This window comes from Pacificibacter marinus, from assembly GCF_900109555.1.
In the GTDB taxonomy this organism is placed as follows: domain Bacteria; phylum Pseudomonadota; class Alphaproteobacteria; order Rhodobacterales; family Rhodobacteraceae; genus Celeribacter; species Celeribacter marinus_C.
Map to the genome: position 1 here is coordinate 82,113 of NZ_FNZV01000004.1, position 17,212 is coordinate 99,324.

16 protein-coding genes and 2 tRNA genes are annotated in these 17,212 nt (G+C 53.0%); 6 read left to right on the forward strand and 12 right to left on the reverse strand.

Translation table 11 applies throughout. From position 1 onward, the window contains the following. Positions 1 to 78: 78 nt before the first annotated feature. Both BM025_RS06915 and BM025_RS06920 read left to right on the forward strand, forming a co-directional pair. Positions 79 to 669 carry a heme NO-binding domain-containing protein gene (locus tag BM025_RS06915; protein ID WP_085849125.1) on the forward strand — a complete coding sequence of 197 codons (591 nt, stop codon included), beginning with the start codon at positions 79 to 81 and terminating at the stop codon, positions 667 to 669. 15 nt (positions 670 to 684) lie between these two features. Continuing rightward, complete coding sequence (locus BM025_RS06920; protein ID WP_244515523.1) at positions 685 to 1,695, forward strand: GGDEF domain-containing protein; 1,011 nt, start codon at positions 685 to 687, stop codon at positions 1,693 to 1,695. Positions 1,696 to 1,885: 190 nt separating this feature from the next. Here BM025_RS06920 and BM025_RS06925 read toward each other — a convergent pair. From BM025_RS06925 to BM025_RS06955, 7 genes are all read right to left on the reverse strand, one after another. Further along, positions 1,886 to 1,960: transfer RNA gene (locus BM025_RS06925), tRNA-Glu, on the reverse strand. Between the two features lie 211 nt (positions 1,961 to 2,171). Beyond that, positions 2,172 to 2,246, reverse strand: a tRNA-Glu gene (locus BM025_RS06930). Positions 2,247 to 2,349: 103 nt separating this feature from the next. Beyond that, positions 2,350 to 4,092, reverse strand: a complete 1,743-nt coding sequence (gene recJ / locus BM025_RS06935; RefSeq protein ID WP_085849123.1) for a single-stranded-DNA-specific exonuclease RecJ — start codon at positions 4,090 to 4,092, stop codon at positions 2,350 to 2,352. 128 nt (positions 4,093 to 4,220) lie between these two features. Continuing rightward, positions 4,221 to 5,183, reverse strand: a complete 963-nt coding sequence (gene glpX / locus BM025_RS06940) for a class II fructose-bisphosphatase (protein ID WP_085849122.1) — start codon at positions 5,181 to 5,183, stop codon at positions 4,221 to 4,223. A 197-nt stretch (positions 5,184 to 5,380) separates the two neighbouring features. Next, on the reverse strand, positions 5,381 to 6,067 hold the full coding sequence (locus tag BM025_RS06945; protein ID WP_085849121.1) for a DUF6962 family protein: 687 nt from the start codon (positions 6,065 to 6,067) through the stop codon (positions 5,381 to 5,383). 4 nt (positions 6,068 to 6,071) lie between these two features. Next, positions 6,072 to 7,382 carry a homoserine dehydrogenase gene (locus BM025_RS06950; RefSeq protein ID WP_085849120.1) on the reverse strand — a complete coding sequence of 437 codons (1,311 nt, stop codon included), beginning with the start codon at positions 7,380 to 7,382 and terminating at the stop codon, positions 6,072 to 6,074. A 158-nt stretch (positions 7,383 to 7,540) separates the two neighbouring features. Further along, positions 7,541 to 7,915 carry a hypothetical protein gene (locus tag BM025_RS06955; RefSeq protein WP_085849119.1) on the reverse strand — a complete coding sequence of 125 codons (375 nt, stop codon included), beginning with the start codon at positions 7,913 to 7,915 and terminating at the stop codon, positions 7,541 to 7,543. A gap of 188 nt (positions 7,916 to 8,103) precedes the next feature. Between BM025_RS06955 and BM025_RS06960 the strand changes: the two genes are divergently transcribed. Beyond that, positions 8,104 to 8,634, forward strand: a complete 531-nt coding sequence (locus BM025_RS06960; protein ID WP_085849118.1) for a hypothetical protein — start codon at positions 8,104 to 8,106, stop codon at positions 8,632 to 8,634. A 74-nt stretch (positions 8,635 to 8,708) separates the two neighbouring features. Here the strand turns inward: BM025_RS06960 and BM025_RS06965 are convergent, their stop codons facing one another. The 4 genes from BM025_RS06965 to BM025_RS06980 all read right to left on the reverse strand — a co-directional run bounded on the left by BM025_RS06965 (position 8,709) and on the right by BM025_RS06980 (position 12,101). Next, a complete protein-coding gene (locus tag BM025_RS06965) occupies positions 8,709 to 9,275 on the reverse strand; it encodes a TadE/TadG family type IV pilus assembly protein (RefSeq protein WP_170842139.1) in 567 nt (188 codons plus the stop codon). A 19-nt stretch (positions 9,276 to 9,294) separates the two neighbouring features. Further along, positions 9,295 to 9,837 carry a TadE/TadG family type IV pilus assembly protein gene (locus BM025_RS06970; protein ID WP_085849116.1) on the reverse strand — a complete coding sequence of 181 codons (543 nt, stop codon included), beginning with the start codon at positions 9,835 to 9,837 and terminating at the stop codon, positions 9,295 to 9,297. Next, positions 9,834 to 11,567, reverse strand: coding sequence for a pilus assembly protein TadG-related protein (locus BM025_RS06975; RefSeq protein WP_085849115.1), 1,734 nt, complete (start codon positions 11,565 to 11,567; stop codon positions 9,834 to 9,836). Before BM025_RS06975 ends, BM025_RS06970 begins: the two co-directional genes overlap by 4 nt. Before the next feature lie 342 nt (positions 11,568 to 11,909). Then, entirely contained in the window at positions 11,910 to 12,101 is a 192-nt protein-coding gene (locus tag BM025_RS06980; protein ID WP_085849114.1) for a hypothetical protein, read from the reverse strand. Between BM025_RS06980 and dnaG the strand changes: the two genes are divergently transcribed. Both dnaG and rpoD read left to right on the forward strand, forming a co-directional pair. Beyond that, entirely contained in the window at positions 12,100 to 14,280 is a 2,181-nt protein-coding gene (dnaG, locus tag BM025_RS06985; protein WP_085849113.1) for a DNA primase, read from the forward strand. The genes BM025_RS06980 and dnaG overlap by 2 nt on opposite strands. 185 nt (positions 14,281 to 14,465) lie before the next feature. Continuing rightward, positions 14,466 to 16,478 carry an RNA polymerase sigma factor RpoD gene (gene rpoD, locus BM025_RS06990; protein ID WP_085849112.1) on the forward strand — a complete coding sequence of 671 codons (2,013 nt, stop codon included), beginning with the start codon at positions 14,466 to 14,468 and terminating at the stop codon, positions 16,476 to 16,478. Positions 16,479 to 16,514: 36 nt separating this feature from the next. On the opposite strand, the gene BM025_RS19135 is transcribed toward rpoD, so the two are convergent. Beyond that, positions 16,515 to 16,691, reverse strand: a complete 177-nt coding sequence (locus BM025_RS19135) for a hypothetical protein (RefSeq protein WP_170842140.1) — start codon at positions 16,689 to 16,691, stop codon at positions 16,515 to 16,517. Between the two features lie 222 nt (positions 16,692 to 16,913). On the opposite strand from BM025_RS19135, the gene BM025_RS06995 reads away from it, so the two are divergent. Then, positions 16,914 to 17,186 carry an HlyU family transcriptional regulator gene (locus BM025_RS06995; RefSeq protein ID WP_085849111.1) on the forward strand — a complete coding sequence of 91 codons (273 nt, stop codon included), beginning with the start codon at positions 16,914 to 16,916 and terminating at the stop codon, positions 17,184 to 17,186. Positions 17,187 to 17,212 lie beyond the last annotated feature (26 nt).

Genomic DNA, 17,212 nt, shown 5'->3' on the forward strand with positions numbered 1-17,212 from the left:
GTGAACTGGGCATATTGGTATTTTATTAAGGTCACGGGGCTATTCTCTTACTTGTACAAGTATGAGGGCCCTTTGCTTATGCACGGGATGATAAATCGCGCAATCCAATGTTTTCTTCGTGATACGTATGGTCCAAAAATTTGGGCTGACATTGCGGAACAAGCTGACTTTGGGTTCGATAATTTTGAGGCAATGCTGAGTTATCAGGATGCGTTGACAAGCAATCTGTTGAGCACTGCTGCGCGTAATTTGTCGAAACCTGTTGATGCTTTGCTAGAAGATTTGGGCACATATTTGGTGTCTCACCCCAATGTTGAAGCGATTCGTCGATTGCTGCGATTTGGGGGGGATGACTACAAAGATTTCATGTTTTCGCTGAATGAAATTGAAGGACGTTCTCGGTTGGCTTTGCCCGACCTTGAGGTGCCGGAACTTGAATTTTTTGAGAACCTTGATGGTACGCACACGCTGATATGTCTGCATTCGATGCCGGGGTTTGGGTATGTGATGGTCGGCGTGATGCGCGCTATGGCGGATGACTACGGGGCGCTTGTGTTTTTGGAGCACCAAGGATGGCGCGATTCCGGTGAAGAGATCATCAATATTCAGCTGTTAGAAGAATCTTTTGCCGAGGGGCGCAGTTTTGATCTGTCTGCACGTGTTGGCTAAAGTATGGATCAGAGTATGCAATTAAACAAAACCTCACTTGATTTGTTGATGCCGATGCATGTGGTGGTGGATGAGGCTGGTCGTATTTGCGGTATAGGACCAACCTTGCGGAAATTACGCCCTGAGGCGCAGCTGCTGGGGGCACGGTTTTTAGATGTGTTCGATTTGCGCGATGATGGGCGTGACAAAGGCGATATGATTTTGCCCATCGATAAAAAGTTATATTTGACCTTTAAGGCGGGCATACAGACGCGGCTAAAGGGGGTCGCAACCCCAATGCACAAAGGCGCTGGTTTGTTGGTGAACCTGTCGTTCGGCATTTCCGTGGTCGAGGCTGTGCGTGACTATCGGCTGACAGCGGGGGATTTTGCTCCGACGGATTTAACCATCGAAATGCTGTATCTGGTTGAAGCGAAAACTGCCGTTATGGAAGAAACCAAACAGCTCAACGCGCGTCTTCAGGGGGCCAAGGTGGCCGCCGAAGAACAGGCCTTTACCGACACGCTGACGGGGCTTAAAAACCGCCGCGCTATGGATCACGTCCTTGAGCGCATGATCCGCAGTCACAGTCCGTTCGCATTGATGCACCTCGATTTGGATTATTTCAAAGACGTGAACGACACGCACGGTCATGCTGCGGGGGACACTGTGTTGCAACGTGTTGCCAATCTTTTGGTGGAAGAAACGCGGAGTGAAGACTTGGTGGCGCGTGTAGGGGGGGATGAATTCATCTTGGTTTTTCACAAGATGACCAACCAAGATCAGTTGATGAAGGTTGCACAGCGCATCATTTCCCAGCTGGAAATCCCCATTCCCTTTAATGGGGCCGTGTGCCGTATTTCGGGATCTATCGGGGTCACAATCACCGACTTATATGAGACGATTGATGTCGATCAGATGGTGCAAGACGCAGATACAGCGCTGTATGCCTCTAAACACGAAGGGCGTGCTCGCGCGAACATGTTTACATCTGGAATGGCCTTGGACGATATGTCTGATCTGCCCCGTGTGGCCGAGCGACGTTAGGCCCAAGTGTTTGATGTAAAACATGTGCATGTTCCGCTTTAGATCACAGACATCAGGCAAGTCCTGACTATTAGGTGACGGACTGTGCAACGTGTGGCTGGCGCAAATGAGCGTAGACCATGCGAGATACCGCAAAGTAATCTGGTTTAACGTGCAAGATATATTTTATGAGAGGGAGAATTTACACCAATGGCAGTCCCTAGGGGAATTGAACCCCTCTTTCCAGGTTGAAAACCTGGCGTCCTAACCGATAGACGAAGGGACCGCAATTGGTGTGTGGCGGTATTTAGGGCAGCTGAGCCGAAAGCGCAAGGGGGCTATGGCCTAAAATTGTCGTAAATGTTTTATTTTCTCTCATTGATCTGCAATTGAATGCTGATTTGTAAATGACAGACGTCAATAATTTTAACGCAAACAGAAGATACTGAATTTGCGTTAAATTGGTCCACAAACGATATATGAAGGAAAGTCCGCCATGGCAGTCCCTAGGGGAATTGAACCCCTCTTTCCAGGTTGAAAACCTGGCGTCCTAACCGATAGACGAAGGGACCACACTTGGCGTGAGCGGGTATTTATGCGAGCCTCGCCCATGGCGCAAGAGATAAATCGCGCTGATAGGTGATTTTTTTTGAATGCGACGCGTGCCTGTCCGAATTAGGCCTCTGCCGCGTCTTCAAGGCGCAATTGCACCGATTGACGCCCGCCCCAAGTGTTGATTTCCAAACGTCCCGCCATGTGAAACCGTTTGCCGCCATGACTTTCAAGCGCAGGGCCAAGTTTTGTGTCAAACGCCCCAAAACAAATCGCATCCAAGCGCGGGCCTTGCCCGTCAGAAAACGTCACCTTGAGGTGGCTTTCGCCCACACGTTTGGCGAAATGAATCATGCATGATGGAAATGCAAAGCGCGGCGCTGCGGCGGAGGCCCCATAAGGACCAGCGGCCTCAATCTTGGCGATCAATTCGACAGTGGCCGCACCGGGCATCAACAGGGAATCAAGTTTCAGATCGGCTGGGCCAGCATCACCAGCGCCTTGTTTTTCCAAAAGCTCAGACAAGCGCGCCATCGCAGGCTCTAGTTTGTCACGCATCACAGTCAGGCCTGCTGCCATCTTGTGTCCGCCGCCTTTGACCAAAAGCCCCTCTGCGGCCAAGCGTTGAATGCTTGCGCCCAAATCGACACCCGATATCGAGCGACCAGAGCCTTTGCCCTCATCTCCATCAAAACCGATGACAACGGCGGGGCGATTGGTGGATTCTTTCAGGCGCGAGGCCACGATGCCAACCACGCCCGGATGCCATCCATCGGCTGCGGCCCAAACAAGTGGCCCGTCAAGGCCGCGTTCAGCGGCTTGATCCAAAGCGCCTGCGCGCACGGTGGCTTCGATTTCGCGGCGTTCGGTGTTGAGATAATCCAATCGTTCGGCCAGCATCTGTGCCTCGGTTTCATCCGTTGTAGACAACAGGCGTGCGCCTAAATCCGCAGCGCCGATGCGTCCGCCTGCGTTGATGCGCGGGCCGAGCAGAAATCCCAGACTGTAAGACGTGGGGGCGGTGTCCATGCGCGAAATATCTGCCAGTTTACGCAAACCAACGCGCTCGCGATCGGCCATAACCCGCAAGCCCTGTCGCACAAGCGCGCGGTTCACGCCAATCAGCGGCGCGACATCTGCGACGGTGCCAAGTGCGACCAAATCGAGGTAGCGCATCAAATTTGGCCCACGTATATCATCGGCGCGCAAACGGCGGTTCACATCAACCAACATCAAAAACACGACGCCCGCCGCACATAGATGTGCCAGATCGCCCGTTTCATCTTGGCGGTTCGGGTTCACCACAGCGACACAATCGGGCAAGGTTTCGCCGCCAAGGTGGTGATCAAGTACGATCACATCAGCACCTTTCGCAGCCGCAATCGGTCCGTGAGACAGCGTGCCACAATCGACGCAGACGATAAGATCGTGATCGCGCGCGAGGGCTTCCATCGCGGGTTCATTGGGGCCGTAGCCTTCATCAATGCGGTCTGGGATATAAAGCGTGGCGACGTGGCCCATGTCGCGCAACCATGTGATCAACAACGCGGCGGACGTTGCCCCATCCACATCATAATCGGCAAACACCGCGATTTTTTCACGGGCTTTGACGGCCTTGATGAACCGTTCTGCAGCGGGCTGCATATCTTTGAGTACCATCGGATCTGGCAACAAATCTTTGAGGGCTGGGGTCAAAAATGCTTCGGCGTCTTCCACGGTGACGCCACGGCGCACCAGCGTTTGGCACAGGGGCAATGGCAGTGCTGTTTGCTGCGCCATGGCTTCGGCCAAGCGGTCATTTTCGGGCGAGGGGCCAACCCAGCGGCGCTGGGTCAAAGAGGCGGAAACATCTAAAAAATCACTCATGCCCTTTAATGCCCGCATGGGCGCGCGGTTGCAATGCCATTGGGCGCGTGCCAGATGCGCAAACGGGCCACCTGTTGTGATGAGGGCGGCCCGTTTATAGGCTTTTCTATGTCTGCATCGGCAGGGGATTAGACGGGGTTTGTGTAGCTCATGCGGCGCACAGAGCCAGTTTTTGAACGCATCAAAATGGTCTCAATGGTCAAGGATGTCGGCGCACGCACGATTCCTTTGACGATAGAACCATCGGTGACACCCGAGGCTGCAAAAATCACATCGCCGGTGACCAATTCATCGCGTGCATAGATGCGGTCAAAGTCGGTGATGCCCGCTTTGGTGGCGCGGCCGCGTTCGTCATCGTTGCGAAACAACAGCTTGCCCCACATTTGCCCGCCCATACATTTCAACGCCGAGGCCGCCAAGACGCCTTCGGGCGCGCCACCAGAGCCCATGTACATATCGATGCCAGTGGACGCTTCGGCGCAATGGATCACGCCAGCGACATCGCCATCGGTGATCAGGCGGATCGCAGCGCCTGTCGCGCGCAGTTCATCGACCATGGCCTCGTGACGGGGGCGTTCCAACACGCATAGGGTGATGTCTTTGGGCGACACACCTTTGGCTTTGGCCAGAGCATTGACGCGCTCGGTTGGGGCCATATCGAGAGACACGACATCTTTGGCGTACCCTGGACCGATTGCGAGTTTGTCCATGTAGACATCTGGCGCGTGCAACAATGTACCGCGCGGGGCCATAGCGACCACGGTCAGCGCATTTGGCATGTCTTTGGCGGTCAAGGTTGTGCCCTCAAGTGGGTCAAGCGCGATGTCCACGGCGGGGCCTGTGCCCGATCCGACCTTTTCGCCGATGTAGAGCATTGGGGCCTCGTCGCGCTCGCCCTCGCCGATGACAACAACGCCTGCGATATCGAGTTTGTTCAACTGTTCGCGCATGGCGTTGACGGCGGCTTGGTCGGCTGCTTTTTCATCGCCGTGCCCAACCCAATCGGCCGAGGCAATGGCTGCGGCTTCTGTCACGCGGGCGAGACCCAAAGACAGCATGCGGTCGTGAAATTCGGGTGTGTTTTTTGACATGGTGTGATCCTTTTGCGGCCCAAAGTGAGCGTTTGCGCCTTGAGAACCACATCTTAATCACACGAACAAGACAGTCAGATGCATGTGTGCGCTAACAATTAATGTGTTTGCGCTAACGAATCTAGAGCCGCGCTTTTCAAAGCGATTTGGCTCCGCGGACTTCATTTTTGTGATGGTCGAAAACGGTGCTGCGGCGCTTAGTGCGGGCGGCGCACATAGGCTTGTAGCAAGAGGCCCAGCATCACGCCGTTGCTGAGATGCCAAAGAAAATGCGTGCCAATTGGCCAGCTTGGACACAGGCTGATGTCAACGGTGCGCAAGGTTAGGGACAGGGCAAAGGTGATCGTGGCAGCGATAAAGTAGCCGCGCTGCGGGTGTTTTTTGCGCCATGTCAGCCCCGCCACGACGATCAAAGCCAGCAAGGCGGGCGCGTACTGACCAGAGCCATTGAGCGGGTCAATCGCATTGGTGTCGCTCGCTTCGCCATTGGCCGAGAGCAGTAAGATGCCCGCAACACTTGCCGCAATCAGCGTGCCTGTGATGGCTTTGAACCGTTTGGATTTTGCAGGATCTTGGGTAAGTGTGGCGAATAGGTATAGCCCAACAAAGCTCCAAATCGGCAGTGTGTCAGCCCATTCAGACCAGCGGTTGGCAAAGGTGTGAAACAAAAATGATCCAACCCCAATGCCAGCACACAGCAGGGTGAGCGCTATGTCCATAGAGGTCGGTTTGCGTCCAGTTTGGCGTTGCAATTGACGCAGGGTGTACAGCGTTACAAGTGCTGCCAAGACAAAGCTGATGTTGGACAGGGCGTTGAACGGCTCACTCCAAAACGCGGTTGAAATGCGTTCGCAGTAGATGTCGACCGGCGCGCCCCAATCCATAGAGTTACACTTTTTCGATGCGGATGGCGACGGGGGGCGAGATCAAAACATCTGTGCCTACCATAGCTTCAATAGCTTCATCCAAGGCAGCGCGCGGAGCGGGGTCTGTGACGATCAAAACGGGCGCAACATCGGCGTCATCGTCTTGGCCATATTGGCGCATCCGGTCGATCGATACGCCTGCATCGCCAAGCGCGCTGGTGACTTTTGCCAAGACGCCGGGTTTGTCGATCAATTCCAAACGCAAATAATATGGCGCTGGAGTTGCGTCCATTACGGGTGTGGCCGCGATCAATGTGTTTGCAGGCTGGCCAAAGGTGGTCAGGCGAATATCGCGGGCGATGTCCATGATATCGGACATCACAGCAGAGGCGGTTGGCCCCATGCCTGCGCCCGCACCGCGCAAAACAATTTGCCCAACTTCGTCGCCTTCAAGCACCACCATATTGGTGCCACCATCCAACTGACCCAGTGGCGATGTGTCTGGGACAAGGCAAGGCGTCATGCGCTGCTCTAGACCGCGATCTGTCATTTGTGTGACGCCTAAGAGTTTGATTTTATACCCCATATCGGCAGCATGAGCGATATCTTGATTGGTAATGCGCTCGATGCCTTCCAATTCAACTGCGTCGAAATTGACTTTTGTGCCAAAGGCGACAGAGGCCAAAAGGGATAGTTTGTGCCCCGCATCAATGCCACCGACATCAAGCTGCGGATCGGCTTCAAGATAGCCCAAACGCGCACATTCATCGAACAGCGCGTTGTAACCTTGGCCTGTTGCTTCCATGCGGGTCAAAATGTAGTTGCAAGTGCCGTTCATCACGCCAATCACGCGGGTGATGCCGTTGCCAGCCAACCCTTCGGTTAGAGCTTTCATCACGGGAATACCACCTGCGACGGCGGCCTCAAAGCGCAGCACAGCGCCGTGGCTTTCGGCGGTTTCGGCCAAAGCTTGACCATGATGGGCCAAAAGAGCTTTGTTGGCGGTGACCACATCTTTGCCGAGTTCAAGGGCTGCTTGTGTTGCAGCTTTCGCGGGGCCATCAGAGCCGCCCATGAGTTCGACAAACACATCAACGTCATCGCGCTGCGCGAGTTTGACTGGATCGTCTTCCCATGCGTAGCCTGATATATCATAGCCGCGATCTTTGCCTTTGGAGCGGGCTGAAACTGCGACGATTTCCACAGGGCGGCCTGCGCGCAAGGCTAAAAGATCGGCTTTTTCCTGAACGATTTTGATCACGCCCATACCAACGGTGCCGAGCCCTGCAATTCCAAGACGAAGGGGGGCTTTGGCGTGTGTGTTTGCGGGCATGGGGGGCTCCAAAATCTAAAAATTATCTGCATATCTGTTAGCGCCTTCTTTGGCGCGGTGCAACTGAATGCGCGGGGTGTGGTGATTGGTGTGCGCTAGATTTAGGGGCGGATTGATACGCCGGCGCTGGGCGATGCCAAAGTGTTTGGTTTTGACGTTTAGTTTTGGCGTGCGCTGGCGGCGCGCAAGCGTTCACGTGCGGCTTCATCTAGCACTGGGGGACTTAGGCGTGCGGCGCGGGCACGCAGTGCGGCAACGCGGGCAGGCAATGTGCCAGTGCTGTCCGCAACAGTCGACGTTGCGGATGTCGCGGATGTGGTTATTTGGGTCAACTGTTTTGAGTTGAGTAAGGTGGGCCAAGGGGCTGTGTTGTCGATTGGTACAGAGCGCGCTTGGAAATCCGGCGGAGTGCTGCATGCGCCAAGGTGCAAACACAGCGCAACCACCACGCTTGCGCGCATCCACCGCAAAGCTGTGGATGTTTGGGGGCTGTGCGCGCGGGGCGCGGCAGATGAAAAGGCAGCAAGACGCATGTGGGGCAGGGTCCGTGGCGGATAAAATCAGCGCAATCCTATCTTGCGGGGCAGGGCGGGGCAATGTGTCAAACGCGATTGCAGCCCTTTGAAATGGTCTGACAGCAGGTTTTCGCTTTCTTGTAAGGCGTGCGCGGGGTAGGCACGTGAAACGCATTTGCGCGGCACACTTGGCGAGGAGAGCCTGAATGACTGACCAATTTGACACTGATCCTGGGGCTGGCCCCGCGCAAGAGCAGGTTGATACACGGGTGTTCAATTTGCCCGCAACGTTGGGGCGGCGTCTGTCTGCTGTTGGCGTTTTGGGGGCTTTGGGGCTGATCCACTTTTGGATCATGTTTACAAGTCCGCCGGCTGTGTTGATCGGCAAAGTGTTTTTGATCACCGTCGGGCTTGCTGCAAGCTATGCGGCGTACCGGGTTTGGACGTCAACAGAGTGTGATATTTTGCTGACGCCAGAGGATATTCGCGAAGAAACCGGCCGAGTTTTGTGCCGTATTGAAGATATCGATCACGTGCAGCGTGGACCTTTTGCGTTTAAGCCGTCAAATGGATTTGTGATTGTTCTCAAGAACAAAGCACCACGCGCATGGGCCCCCGGACTGTGGTGGCGCATTGGGCGCCGTATCGGGGTTGGCGGTGTGACATCTGCAGGTGCTGGCAAGGCGATGGCTGATGTGTTGTCTGCGCGCGTGACGCACAATGGCCGTCTTGATTGAGGCGCGACAGATGACTTAGGACTGCGCGGCACAGGTCAAGTACCTTAGTTTACATAGCTAAAGGGGCGCGCAGTTTAATCGTCAAATATCACCTGTGTGGCAAAGCGTGGTTTGGTGATGACGATATCTTTGAAATTCAAGACATCCAATCCAACGCTGAAAATAGGGGTCCACCTGGTGGTGGCCTCAACCACAAGAACAGTCGTGCCAGCGCTCATAATGGGTAAGAGCGACTCGATTTCTGACAGGGTGGATGAGGTCAAAGCATCGGCGTCATCGGCAGCGTGGGACCATTGTAAAACGTATTTTCCGCCACGGGACTCTGACCACATCACAGATGACACGCGCATCTTTTTGTTTCCTTGGTTGTTCAAAAATCCGTAGATATCCGCCATGCCATCAATAAAATCAGCATCCACTGCATCTGTTTGGCGCGAAATATAATCGGCCACGGTGTAAGCTGCTTTATTCGCTGTGCCTTTTTGTTGAAAGGCCGAGAAGAACGTGAGCACGAACATGATGCCAAACAAAAGCAAAGGCGCGACAAGCACGGCTTCGACAGACATTGAACCGGATTGAGAGGCATTGAAGCGGCGCAATGCGCAGATCGCGCGGCGTGGATGGGTGCGATGCATTTTCATTATGCGCGTCCTTTCAATATTACGGTTCATTGACAAAACCACTGGTTGCCACAATCGCGTAACCAGACCCCGGTGTTTTTTGCATCTGTGCGCCCAACCATGTGGTTGGGAACATCGGATCCACAATAACACAGGCCCGTACCAACATCAGTTCATTGCCCGCCCCAGTTTTAAATTCTGTAGCGGGTTGCGCACCATTATTGCTGCGATCAAGGCACTCAGCGTAGTTCGAAGGGGGCGTAAAGTTTTTGGCTGTAACGGGTTCCAACGCGATGTGGATATTGCTTTCGCAATTGTCGACATAAGTGGCGTAGCCACACACCGCTGTTTTGAGTGTGCCCACGGTCACGTTATCCATATGCCCCAGTCGAACGTCCCGCATCGCAATGTCTAAACCTCGGCTCAGCATGGTCGATGAGACGGTGTAATAGCCAATTTCAGCCCCACCCAAAATGATGTAAATAAAGAATGGAAACAGCAACGTGAACTCAAGATTCGCGCTGCCATCATCTGTCTTTCTATACCGCTTAGTAAGGCGCATGAGGCGTTTGAAAAAGATCATTCCACCAGTCTCAATTCGGTGATTTTAGAGGCCACCGCAGCGAAGGTGTCAGTGATATCGATGCCGTTGGCATTGTAGTAATGCGCGTCAGATGAAGCACAGGATTTCAAGGCCGCTTTACCATTGTAGGACGCTTCAAATGCGATGGTAAAAATCAAAATATCGTCGTCTTTTTTCGCAGCATTGCAAATGTTTTCGAGGCGCGTGTCTTTGGTGTTGCTGTTAATGGTATCAAGCGTGCGATTTTCCCATGTGTAAGAGCTGTCCCCCCCCAAATCTTCGCGCAAGTCGGCATGTCTGCTGACGGTGAAGTTGGCCCAGACTTCCTGCCATAGCATAGGGCGACCATATGGGGATGATGAAGTCTGGCCTGTGCGCGTTTTGTAGTATTGGTTCGTTGTTTCGCATACTTCTTTTTTCTTTCCCCATCCCCATCCCCATCCGGAATTCGAATTCGTATACCAACAGGTTGTTTGCGTTTGAGGAAACCATATATCGCCATTCGAATCGTTGATGTAGATATCTGATTCTCCAGACCGATAGGGCGCACGGATGACGTCTTGATCGGTGTTTTCACCGTCACTCATCACCACCATCACTTTAAGTGTTTTAGCAGAAAATTCTTTGGGACGAATGGCGTTTTCAGCATCGATTTCGCCAGTTGCGATCAAGGCTTGAGTAAAGCTTGTTGATGCTGGCGCAAGCAAAGCCGCGCCCCATTTCACACCGATTTCAATAGAAGTACTGCCTTCGGCTTCTAAGCTTTCAATCTTGGATTTGACAGATTCCAGACTTGTTGAATAGGGCAAGACGCGTGCGTAACTTTTCGTCAAGCACGTCTTTATGTAGGGCGTGCTGCTGTAATTATACCATGGGTCTGTGTCCGCCGTTTGTGCGTAATATTTGGCACTGGGATTTGCGGGAATGCCTGAGGCGCTTTTGTTGGGCAGTTCCATATCTGCCTCATAGAAATCGGCGTCTGAGAAGTTTAAGCAATGTGAATCGTCTGCAGTGTTCGGGTGGGCGTCATTCAGGTTCACTTGGGACAAAATTGTCGGACCAACGTTCACCTGAGTGGAATAGGGCACAACCGAAACCGCAATTCTGCCAGGTTGTGAATTGCCAAAGACTGTTTCGGCGAATTGTTTGCCTGCTGTGGCTAGGTTTCTTAGCCTACTGTTTGAGCTCATAGATCCCGAAACGTCGAGCACCAGAGCGATTTCCAGGTCCGCTATGCTTTGTTGGGCCGCGCCTACGCCCGTCAACTCAAGGGTGTTGATGCCAGAAAATTTCATAAAATAGGTTGGGATTGTAGCTTTGACCACGGCTCTGACTTTGCGCCCGCCGTTAAATCCGCCACCGGTGACCTGAACGTCGTCGAGATATTCAGACAGACCCGCTTTGGCAAAATAGTCTCTTACGATGACTTTGGCGTCTTCTTCGGTTGAGCCGCCTTCTACGTTGGCTGCGGCCAAGACTGCGCGGTCGGTTGTGCTTTGTAACTGTGTTCGAAGCGTTTCGTGACGCACTACGTCTAGGCCGATACCGGCAAGGAGCATCACAATCACAAATGTGAACAGGCCAAAAATCAACAAAGATCCGTCATCGTCACGTGTGTAAAGACGTGCGATTGATTTGGTTTTTGTCAGTCCAGCCTTGCACTGTTCAAGTGCTTTGGTGGCGCGCGCTTTGGGCGCTAAATTTCGAGCGTTTAGGATCGTACCAAACATTATTGCACCAACACGTATTGTTCACAGTGGCGCCCCCAATCTTTGTCGTTGTTTATAACGGCTTGCTTAAGGCCAACACCGACACGTCAATATTGCTCAAAGGGTTAACAAAGTAAAATGAAACACATTCCAGTTGCGGCTTTGCGAACGTAAGCGGTGATTTGGGTGCTGTTGTGTGATTTTTTGCAGGTATTTCGACATATTGCCACCACAAACTGATGTGGCAGCCATGGTCGTGCCACAGTGCTGCCGTTTGAGTGCCGCGCCGTTGAAACGGGTCTGGAATAATTGCGAATCGGGTATCGAATCTTAGGTGGGGCTACAGGGGCAAATAGGCGGGTGTTAACCAACATGTATGTGGCGCTTGTTTTCTTTGGCGCGCGCTACATGCACCTGAAATGCACGATACAGTCGGTATTTTAGGGGCATACCCAAGGCGACTTTGGTTTGACGTGCGCCGAACGTGACATCAAAGTAAAATCCTTGCTGACAGGCGCTGGACTCTGCGCGCGCACATGCAGATAATTGCGCCATGTCATTACCTCCCGGATTCCTTGATGAGCTGCGCGCGCGAAGTTCCCTGACCCAAGTGGTCGGGCGAAAAGTTATGTGGGATGCGCGCAAATCCAATCAGGGCAAAGGCGACATGTGGGCGCCATGCCCCTTTCACCAAGAAAAATCAGCGTCCTTTCATGTCGACGACAAGCAAGGCTTTTACTATTGCTTTGGGTGTCATGCGAAAGGCGATGCGATTTCATTCATTCGCGAAACGGAAAACGCCAGTTTCATGGAGGCTGTCGAAATTCTTGCGGGTGAAGTTGGTATGCCGATGCCAGCCCGCGATCCTGTTGCGCAGCAAAAGTCAGACAGACGTAGTGAACTGGCTGAAGTGACCGAAGCTGCCGTGCGGTTTTTTCGTATGAGCTTATCGCAAACCAGCGGCAGTTCTGCGCGTGATTATCTGGATGCGCGCGGAATGGCGCAAGAGACGCGGGACCGTTTTGAAATTGGTTATGCGCCAAACGGAAATGCTTTGCTGGCGCATCTCAAAGACAACGGCGTTTCTGAAGAAATGGCCATTGAGGCTGGCGTTGCTGCCAAGCCTGATGATGGGCGCGGCGCGTATGATTTTTACCGTGACCGCATTATTTTCCCCATTCGTGATGCGCGTGGCCGCGCTATTTCTTTTGGCGGTCGGTCGATGGACCCGAATGCGCGGGCAAAATATTTGAACGGTCCTGAGCGGCTTTTGTTCGACAAAGGTGCTGCCCTTTACAACCATGGCAGCGCGCGCACAGCCTGTGGCAAAGGGCAAACCCTTGTGGTGGCCGAAGGCTATATGGATGTGATTGCTTTGTCCGAGGCTGGTTTTGAAGCAACCGTCGCGCCGCTTGGCACGGCGGTGACAGAACGCCAATTGCAGTTGATGTGGCGGATGCACCCTGAACCTGTGATCGCGTTGGATGGTGACAAAGCCGGTTTGCGGGCCGCCATGCGGGTGATCGATTTGGCGATGCCTTTGCTTGAGGCCGGAAAATCACTGCGCTTTGCAATCATGCCCGAGGGCAAAGATCCCGATGATTTGATCAAAGCCGAGGGCCGCGCTGGTATGCGCAGTGTGCTTGAAGCGGCAGTGCCGATGGTCGCATTGCTGTGGCAGCGAGAAACGGAAGGCAAAATATTCGACAGTCCTGAACGCCGCGCGATGCTTGATAAGGCGCTGCGCGATGCCATCACCCCAATCAAAGACCGCTCTTTGAAGCGCCATTATGGTGAAATTCTCAAAGACATGCGCTTTGAATTGTTCAAATCCAACCGCACGCAAAGCGAATCCTCGACGGGGGCCGGGATGAGTGATCCTTTCGCAATGCCTCTGGATTTCGCGCCCTCGTCAAATGCTGGGGACAGCTATGCAGATGCCGGTGATGGTTATGCTGGCGGTTATAGTGGTGGGTATGATGATCGATATGACAGCGGCGCTGGGCGCGATTCATCCGGTGGCGGTCAGTCCAGCTTTAAGCGTAAAGGCGACTATGAAGCACGTCCCAAACGCGAGTGGGACCCCAGAACCAAGTCGTTCAAACTGCCTGCCGTGCCTGCGCCGACAACGAAATCTTCGGTCATCAATTCCACAGATGACGCTTATGTGGATTTTTTGCGCGAAGCCGTGATTTTGGCCACAGCTCTACGCAATCCAGGCATCACGCTTGAATTTGAATCCCAATTAGAGGCGCTGCATCCAGCCGATCAAGACCACGCCAACCTGTTGCATGCGTTGCTCACCCATGCGGATGAAAAGGCGCCGCAAGCTTTGTGGGACAAGGTCTTGGACAATTGTGGAGCCCCCGCCCTTGATCGGCTGATGGCCCATCCCCATGTTCAAATTACGCCGCCGGTTAAACGGCCAGATATTGAAATGGCGCAAATGTGTTTGGCCGAAGAATTGGCTAAAATCAAAGCGCGCCGCGGATATTCCGCAGAATTGAATGATGGCATTTTGGATATGGTGGCGGCAGATGATGAGAACGTCACATGGCGATTGGCGCAGGCTGCCGAGGCGCGCAACAAAGCGACCAAGGCTGAGGCCGAGGATCGCGCAGAATACGATATCGGTGCCAATGGGGCTGAAATGAAACGCGACGAGCGCCGTGCCTTTGATGATCTTATTGCCAGCCTGTCGATCTCAAAGGGGACGCAGGGCGGGGCCAAATAGGGCTATATGTGTGTTGCGTAACAGTGACATCTGCGTGCGTCGCCCACTGGTGCATGTCGGATTAAGGAAATATGGGTAAACGGGTGGCGAATCAACGATTCGCATGACATGATTCGTAAAGCCAATGATTCGCCCTATATATTGTGGGTGATTCGCAGGAAACGATTTCGGATGAGGAGTGCCGGATGGCCGCTAAGGACAACGACGATCAAAAAACTGATGTCTCTGAACAGGACGTTGGTCTCGATATGAGCCAAGCGGCGGTCAAGAAGATGATCGCGGAGGCCCGTGAAAAAGGCTACATCACCTACGATCAGCTCAACAAAGTGCTGCCGCCTGATCAGGTCAGCTCAGAGCAAATCGAAGACGTGATGTCTATGCTGTCCGAAATGGGCATCAACATCATCGAGGATGAAGAAGAAGAAGAGGTCGCCGCCAGCGGTGATCTTGTCAAAGCTGATTCCAATCGCGATTTAACGCTGGCCAGCTCTGAAACCGAAAAGCTTGATCGTACCGATGATCCGGTGCGCATGTACCTGCGCGAGATGGGCTCTGTTGAGTTGCTGTCACGTGAGGGCGAAATTGCGATTGCCAAACGGATCGAAGCAGGCCGCAACACGATGATTGCTGGTTTGTGCGAAAGCCCTTTGACGTTCCAAGCGATCACGATCTGGCATGACGAGCTTTTGACCGAAGACATTCTTTTGCGCGACGTTATTGATCTTGAGGCCACGTTTGGCACGGGTCTTGATGGCGACGAAGAAGACACTGTTGTTTCTGGTTTGGGCTCTGTGCCTGCATCAACTGCGACCGCTGCTGCGGCTGCCAAAGCTGCGGCTGCCAAAGCGGCGATGCCTGAGTTGGATGCCGATGGCAATCCTATTGCCAATGACGATGATGACGATGATGACGAAGACGAACAGGCAAACATGTCCTTGGCCGCGATGGAAGCCGCGCTCAAGCCGATGGTTTTGGAAGTTCTGTCCAACATCTCTAACGACTTTGCGCGTCTGTCCGAAATGCAAGATTTGCGTATGTCCGCGACCTTGAACGAAGACGGGTCTTTTTCGAAGGCCAATGAGGCCGAATACCAAACGTTGCGTTCTGAAATCGTTGTTTTGGTGAACTCGCTTCACCTGCACAACAACCGTATCGAAGCGCTGATTGACCAACTTTACGGCATCAACCGTCGTATTATGTCGATCGATTCCAATATGGTGAAACTCGCTGACCAAGCGCGGATCAACCGTAAAGAATTCGTCGATGCCTACCGCGGTCGTGAACTTGACCCGTCTTGGTTGGACCGTATGGGTGAAAAAGCTGGACGCGGTTGGCAGATGCTGGTTGAACGCTTTACGCCGAAAATCGAAGAGTTGCGCGGCGAAATGGCCACTGTTGGTCAGTACGTTGGTGTTGATATTCCCGAATTCCGCCGCATCGTGTCTCAGGTTCAAAAAGGCGAAAAAGAAGCGCGTCAGGCGAAAAAAGAAATGGTCGAGGCCAACTTGCGTCTCGTGATTTCCATCGCCAAAAAATACACAAACCGTGGTCTTCAGTTCCTTGATCTTATCCAAGAGGGTAACATTGGCCTGATGAAGGCAGTCGATAAATTTGAATACCGTCGTGGGTACAAATTCTCGACTTACGCTACATGGTGGATTCGCCAAGCTATCACGCGCTCTATCGCTGACCAAGCGCGCACCATCCGTATTCCTGTGCACATGATCGAGACGATCAACAAACTTGTGCGCACGGGTCGTCAGATGTTGCACGAAATTGGCCGCGAACCGACACCTGAGGAATTGGCAGCCAAACTGCAAATGCCTTTGGAAAAAGTGCGCAAAGTGATGAAGATCGCCAAAGAGCCTATCTCGCTCGAAACACCAATTGGCGACGAAGAAGATTCACAACTCGGCGATTTCATCGAGGACAAGAATGCGATCCTGCCTTTGGATTCCGCCATTCAGGAAAACCTCAAAGAAACCACCACACGGGTTCTGGCGTCTCTTACCCCCCGCGAAGAACGCGTGCTGCGGATGCGGTTTGGCATCGGCATGAACACTGACCACACTTTGGAAGAAGTGGGCCAACAGTTCAGCGTGACCCGCGAACGTATTCGTCAGATCGAGGCGAAGGCTTTGCGGAAGCTGAAGCACCCAAGTCGGTCTCGCAAGTTGCGGAGCTTCTTGGATCAGTAATTAGAAAATGCCGCCCTATTAGGCGGCATTTTTGTTTCAGATCGTCCACCAAATTATCATGCTTTCAGGTTTACAGGTGTCATTAGGACGTCCCTTGTACTTGATTTGGCATTCATGGACTAAGCCCATGCCAAGAGGGGTGCCGAATTCATCACCAGCCTTTGGCAGTTGATTGGTGCGCAAGCCACTTACGTTGATTTCTAAACAAAACATATTTATCTCCTTATATGGTCGGCAGGATTGCCGGCTTGGGTCATACAAGCATACAAACTGTGCGTGTTGCGGCGAAGGTACGCTCTCAACGCCGCTCTTGATGCTGAGATCCTAATACTCATCAAATTGGTAGATGCGAAAACGTTTGCTTCACCTCAACCTTGCCCTCAGCCCCCAGTCACGCCACACTCCCTTAAACCAAAACGACACGAGGCACCCCACATGTCCCTTCTCTCAAAACTCTTCGGCGGCAAATCTAAAGTCAAAGATATTGAACCAGAGCTCTACAAAGGCTTTCTGATTTTTCCTGAACCCGTGCATGCCAATGGGGTTTACCGTATTGCTGCGCGGATTGAGAAAGAGATCGCGGGCGAGGTAAAGGTCCATAACCTGATGCGTGTGGATACCTTGACGACTGAAGAAGAGGCCAGCCAAGCCAGCGTCAACAAGGCCAAGGTGTTCATAGATCAAATGGGTGACGGCGTTTTTGGTTAAAATATCATCGGTGCTAGTTCTTGCAT

What these genes read in the sequence shown, in the direction of transcription:
- BM025_RS06960 (WP_085849118.1), top strand. Translation starts at nt 8,104, where the DNA reads ATGACTGACCAATTTGACACTGATCCTGGGGCTGGCCCCGCGCAAGAG.
- BM025_RS19135 (WP_170842140.1), bottom strand. Translation starts at nt 16,691, where the DNA reads ATGTTTTGTTTAGAAATCAACGTAAGTGGCTTGCGCACCAATCAACTG.
- BM025_RS06995 (WP_085849111.1), top strand. Translation starts at nt 16,914, where the DNA reads ATGTCCCTTCTCTCAAAACTCTTCGGCGGCAAATCTAAAGTCAAAGAT.
- BM025_RS06955 (WP_085849119.1), bottom strand. Translation starts at nt 7,915, where the DNA reads ATGCGTCTTGCTGCCTTTTCATCTGCCGCGCCCCGCGCGCACAGCCCC.
- BM025_RS06965 (WP_170842139.1), bottom strand. Translation starts at nt 9,275, where the DNA reads ATGAAAATGCATCGCACCCATCCACGCCGCGCGATCTGCGCATTGCGC.
- recJ (WP_085849123.1), bottom strand. Translation starts at nt 4,092, where the DNA reads ATGAGTGATTTTTTAGATGTTTCCGCCTCTTTGACCCAGCGCCGCTGG.
- dnaG (WP_085849113.1), top strand. Translation starts at nt 12,100, where the DNA reads ATGTCATTACCTCCCGGATTCCTTGATGAGCTGCGCGCGCGAAGTTCC.
- BM025_RS06915 (WP_085849125.1), top strand. Translation starts at nt 79, where the DNA reads ATGCACGGGATGATAAATCGCGCAATCCAATGTTTTCTTCGTGATACG.
- BM025_RS06920 (WP_244515523.1), top strand. Translation starts at nt 685, where the DNA reads ATGCAATTAAACAAAACCTCACTTGATTTGTTGATGCCGATGCATGTG.
- BM025_RS06980 (WP_085849114.1), bottom strand. Translation starts at nt 12,101, where the DNA reads ATGGCGCAATTATCTGCATGTGCGCGCGCAGAGTCCAGCGCCTGTCAG.
- rpoD (WP_085849112.1), top strand. Translation starts at nt 14,466, where the DNA reads ATGGCCGCTAAGGACAACGACGATCAAAAAACTGATGTCTCTGAACAG.
- glpX (WP_085849122.1), bottom strand. Translation starts at nt 5,183, where the DNA reads ATGTCAAAAAACACACCCGAATTTCACGACCGCATGCTGTCTTTGGGT.
- BM025_RS06945 (WP_085849121.1), bottom strand. Translation starts at nt 6,067, where the DNA reads ATGGATTGGGGCGCGCCGGTCGACATCTACTGCGAACGCATTTCAACC.
- BM025_RS06970 (WP_085849116.1), bottom strand. Translation starts at nt 9,837, where the DNA reads ATGATCTTTTTCAAACGCCTCATGCGCCTTACTAAGCGGTATAGAAAG.
- BM025_RS06975 (WP_085849115.1), bottom strand. Translation starts at nt 11,567, where the DNA reads ATGTTTGGTACGATCCTAAACGCTCGAAATTTAGCGCCCAAAGCGCGC.
- BM025_RS06950 (WP_085849120.1), bottom strand. Translation starts at nt 7,382, where the DNA reads ATGCCCGCAAACACACACGCCAAAGCCCCCCTTCGTCTTGGAATTGCA.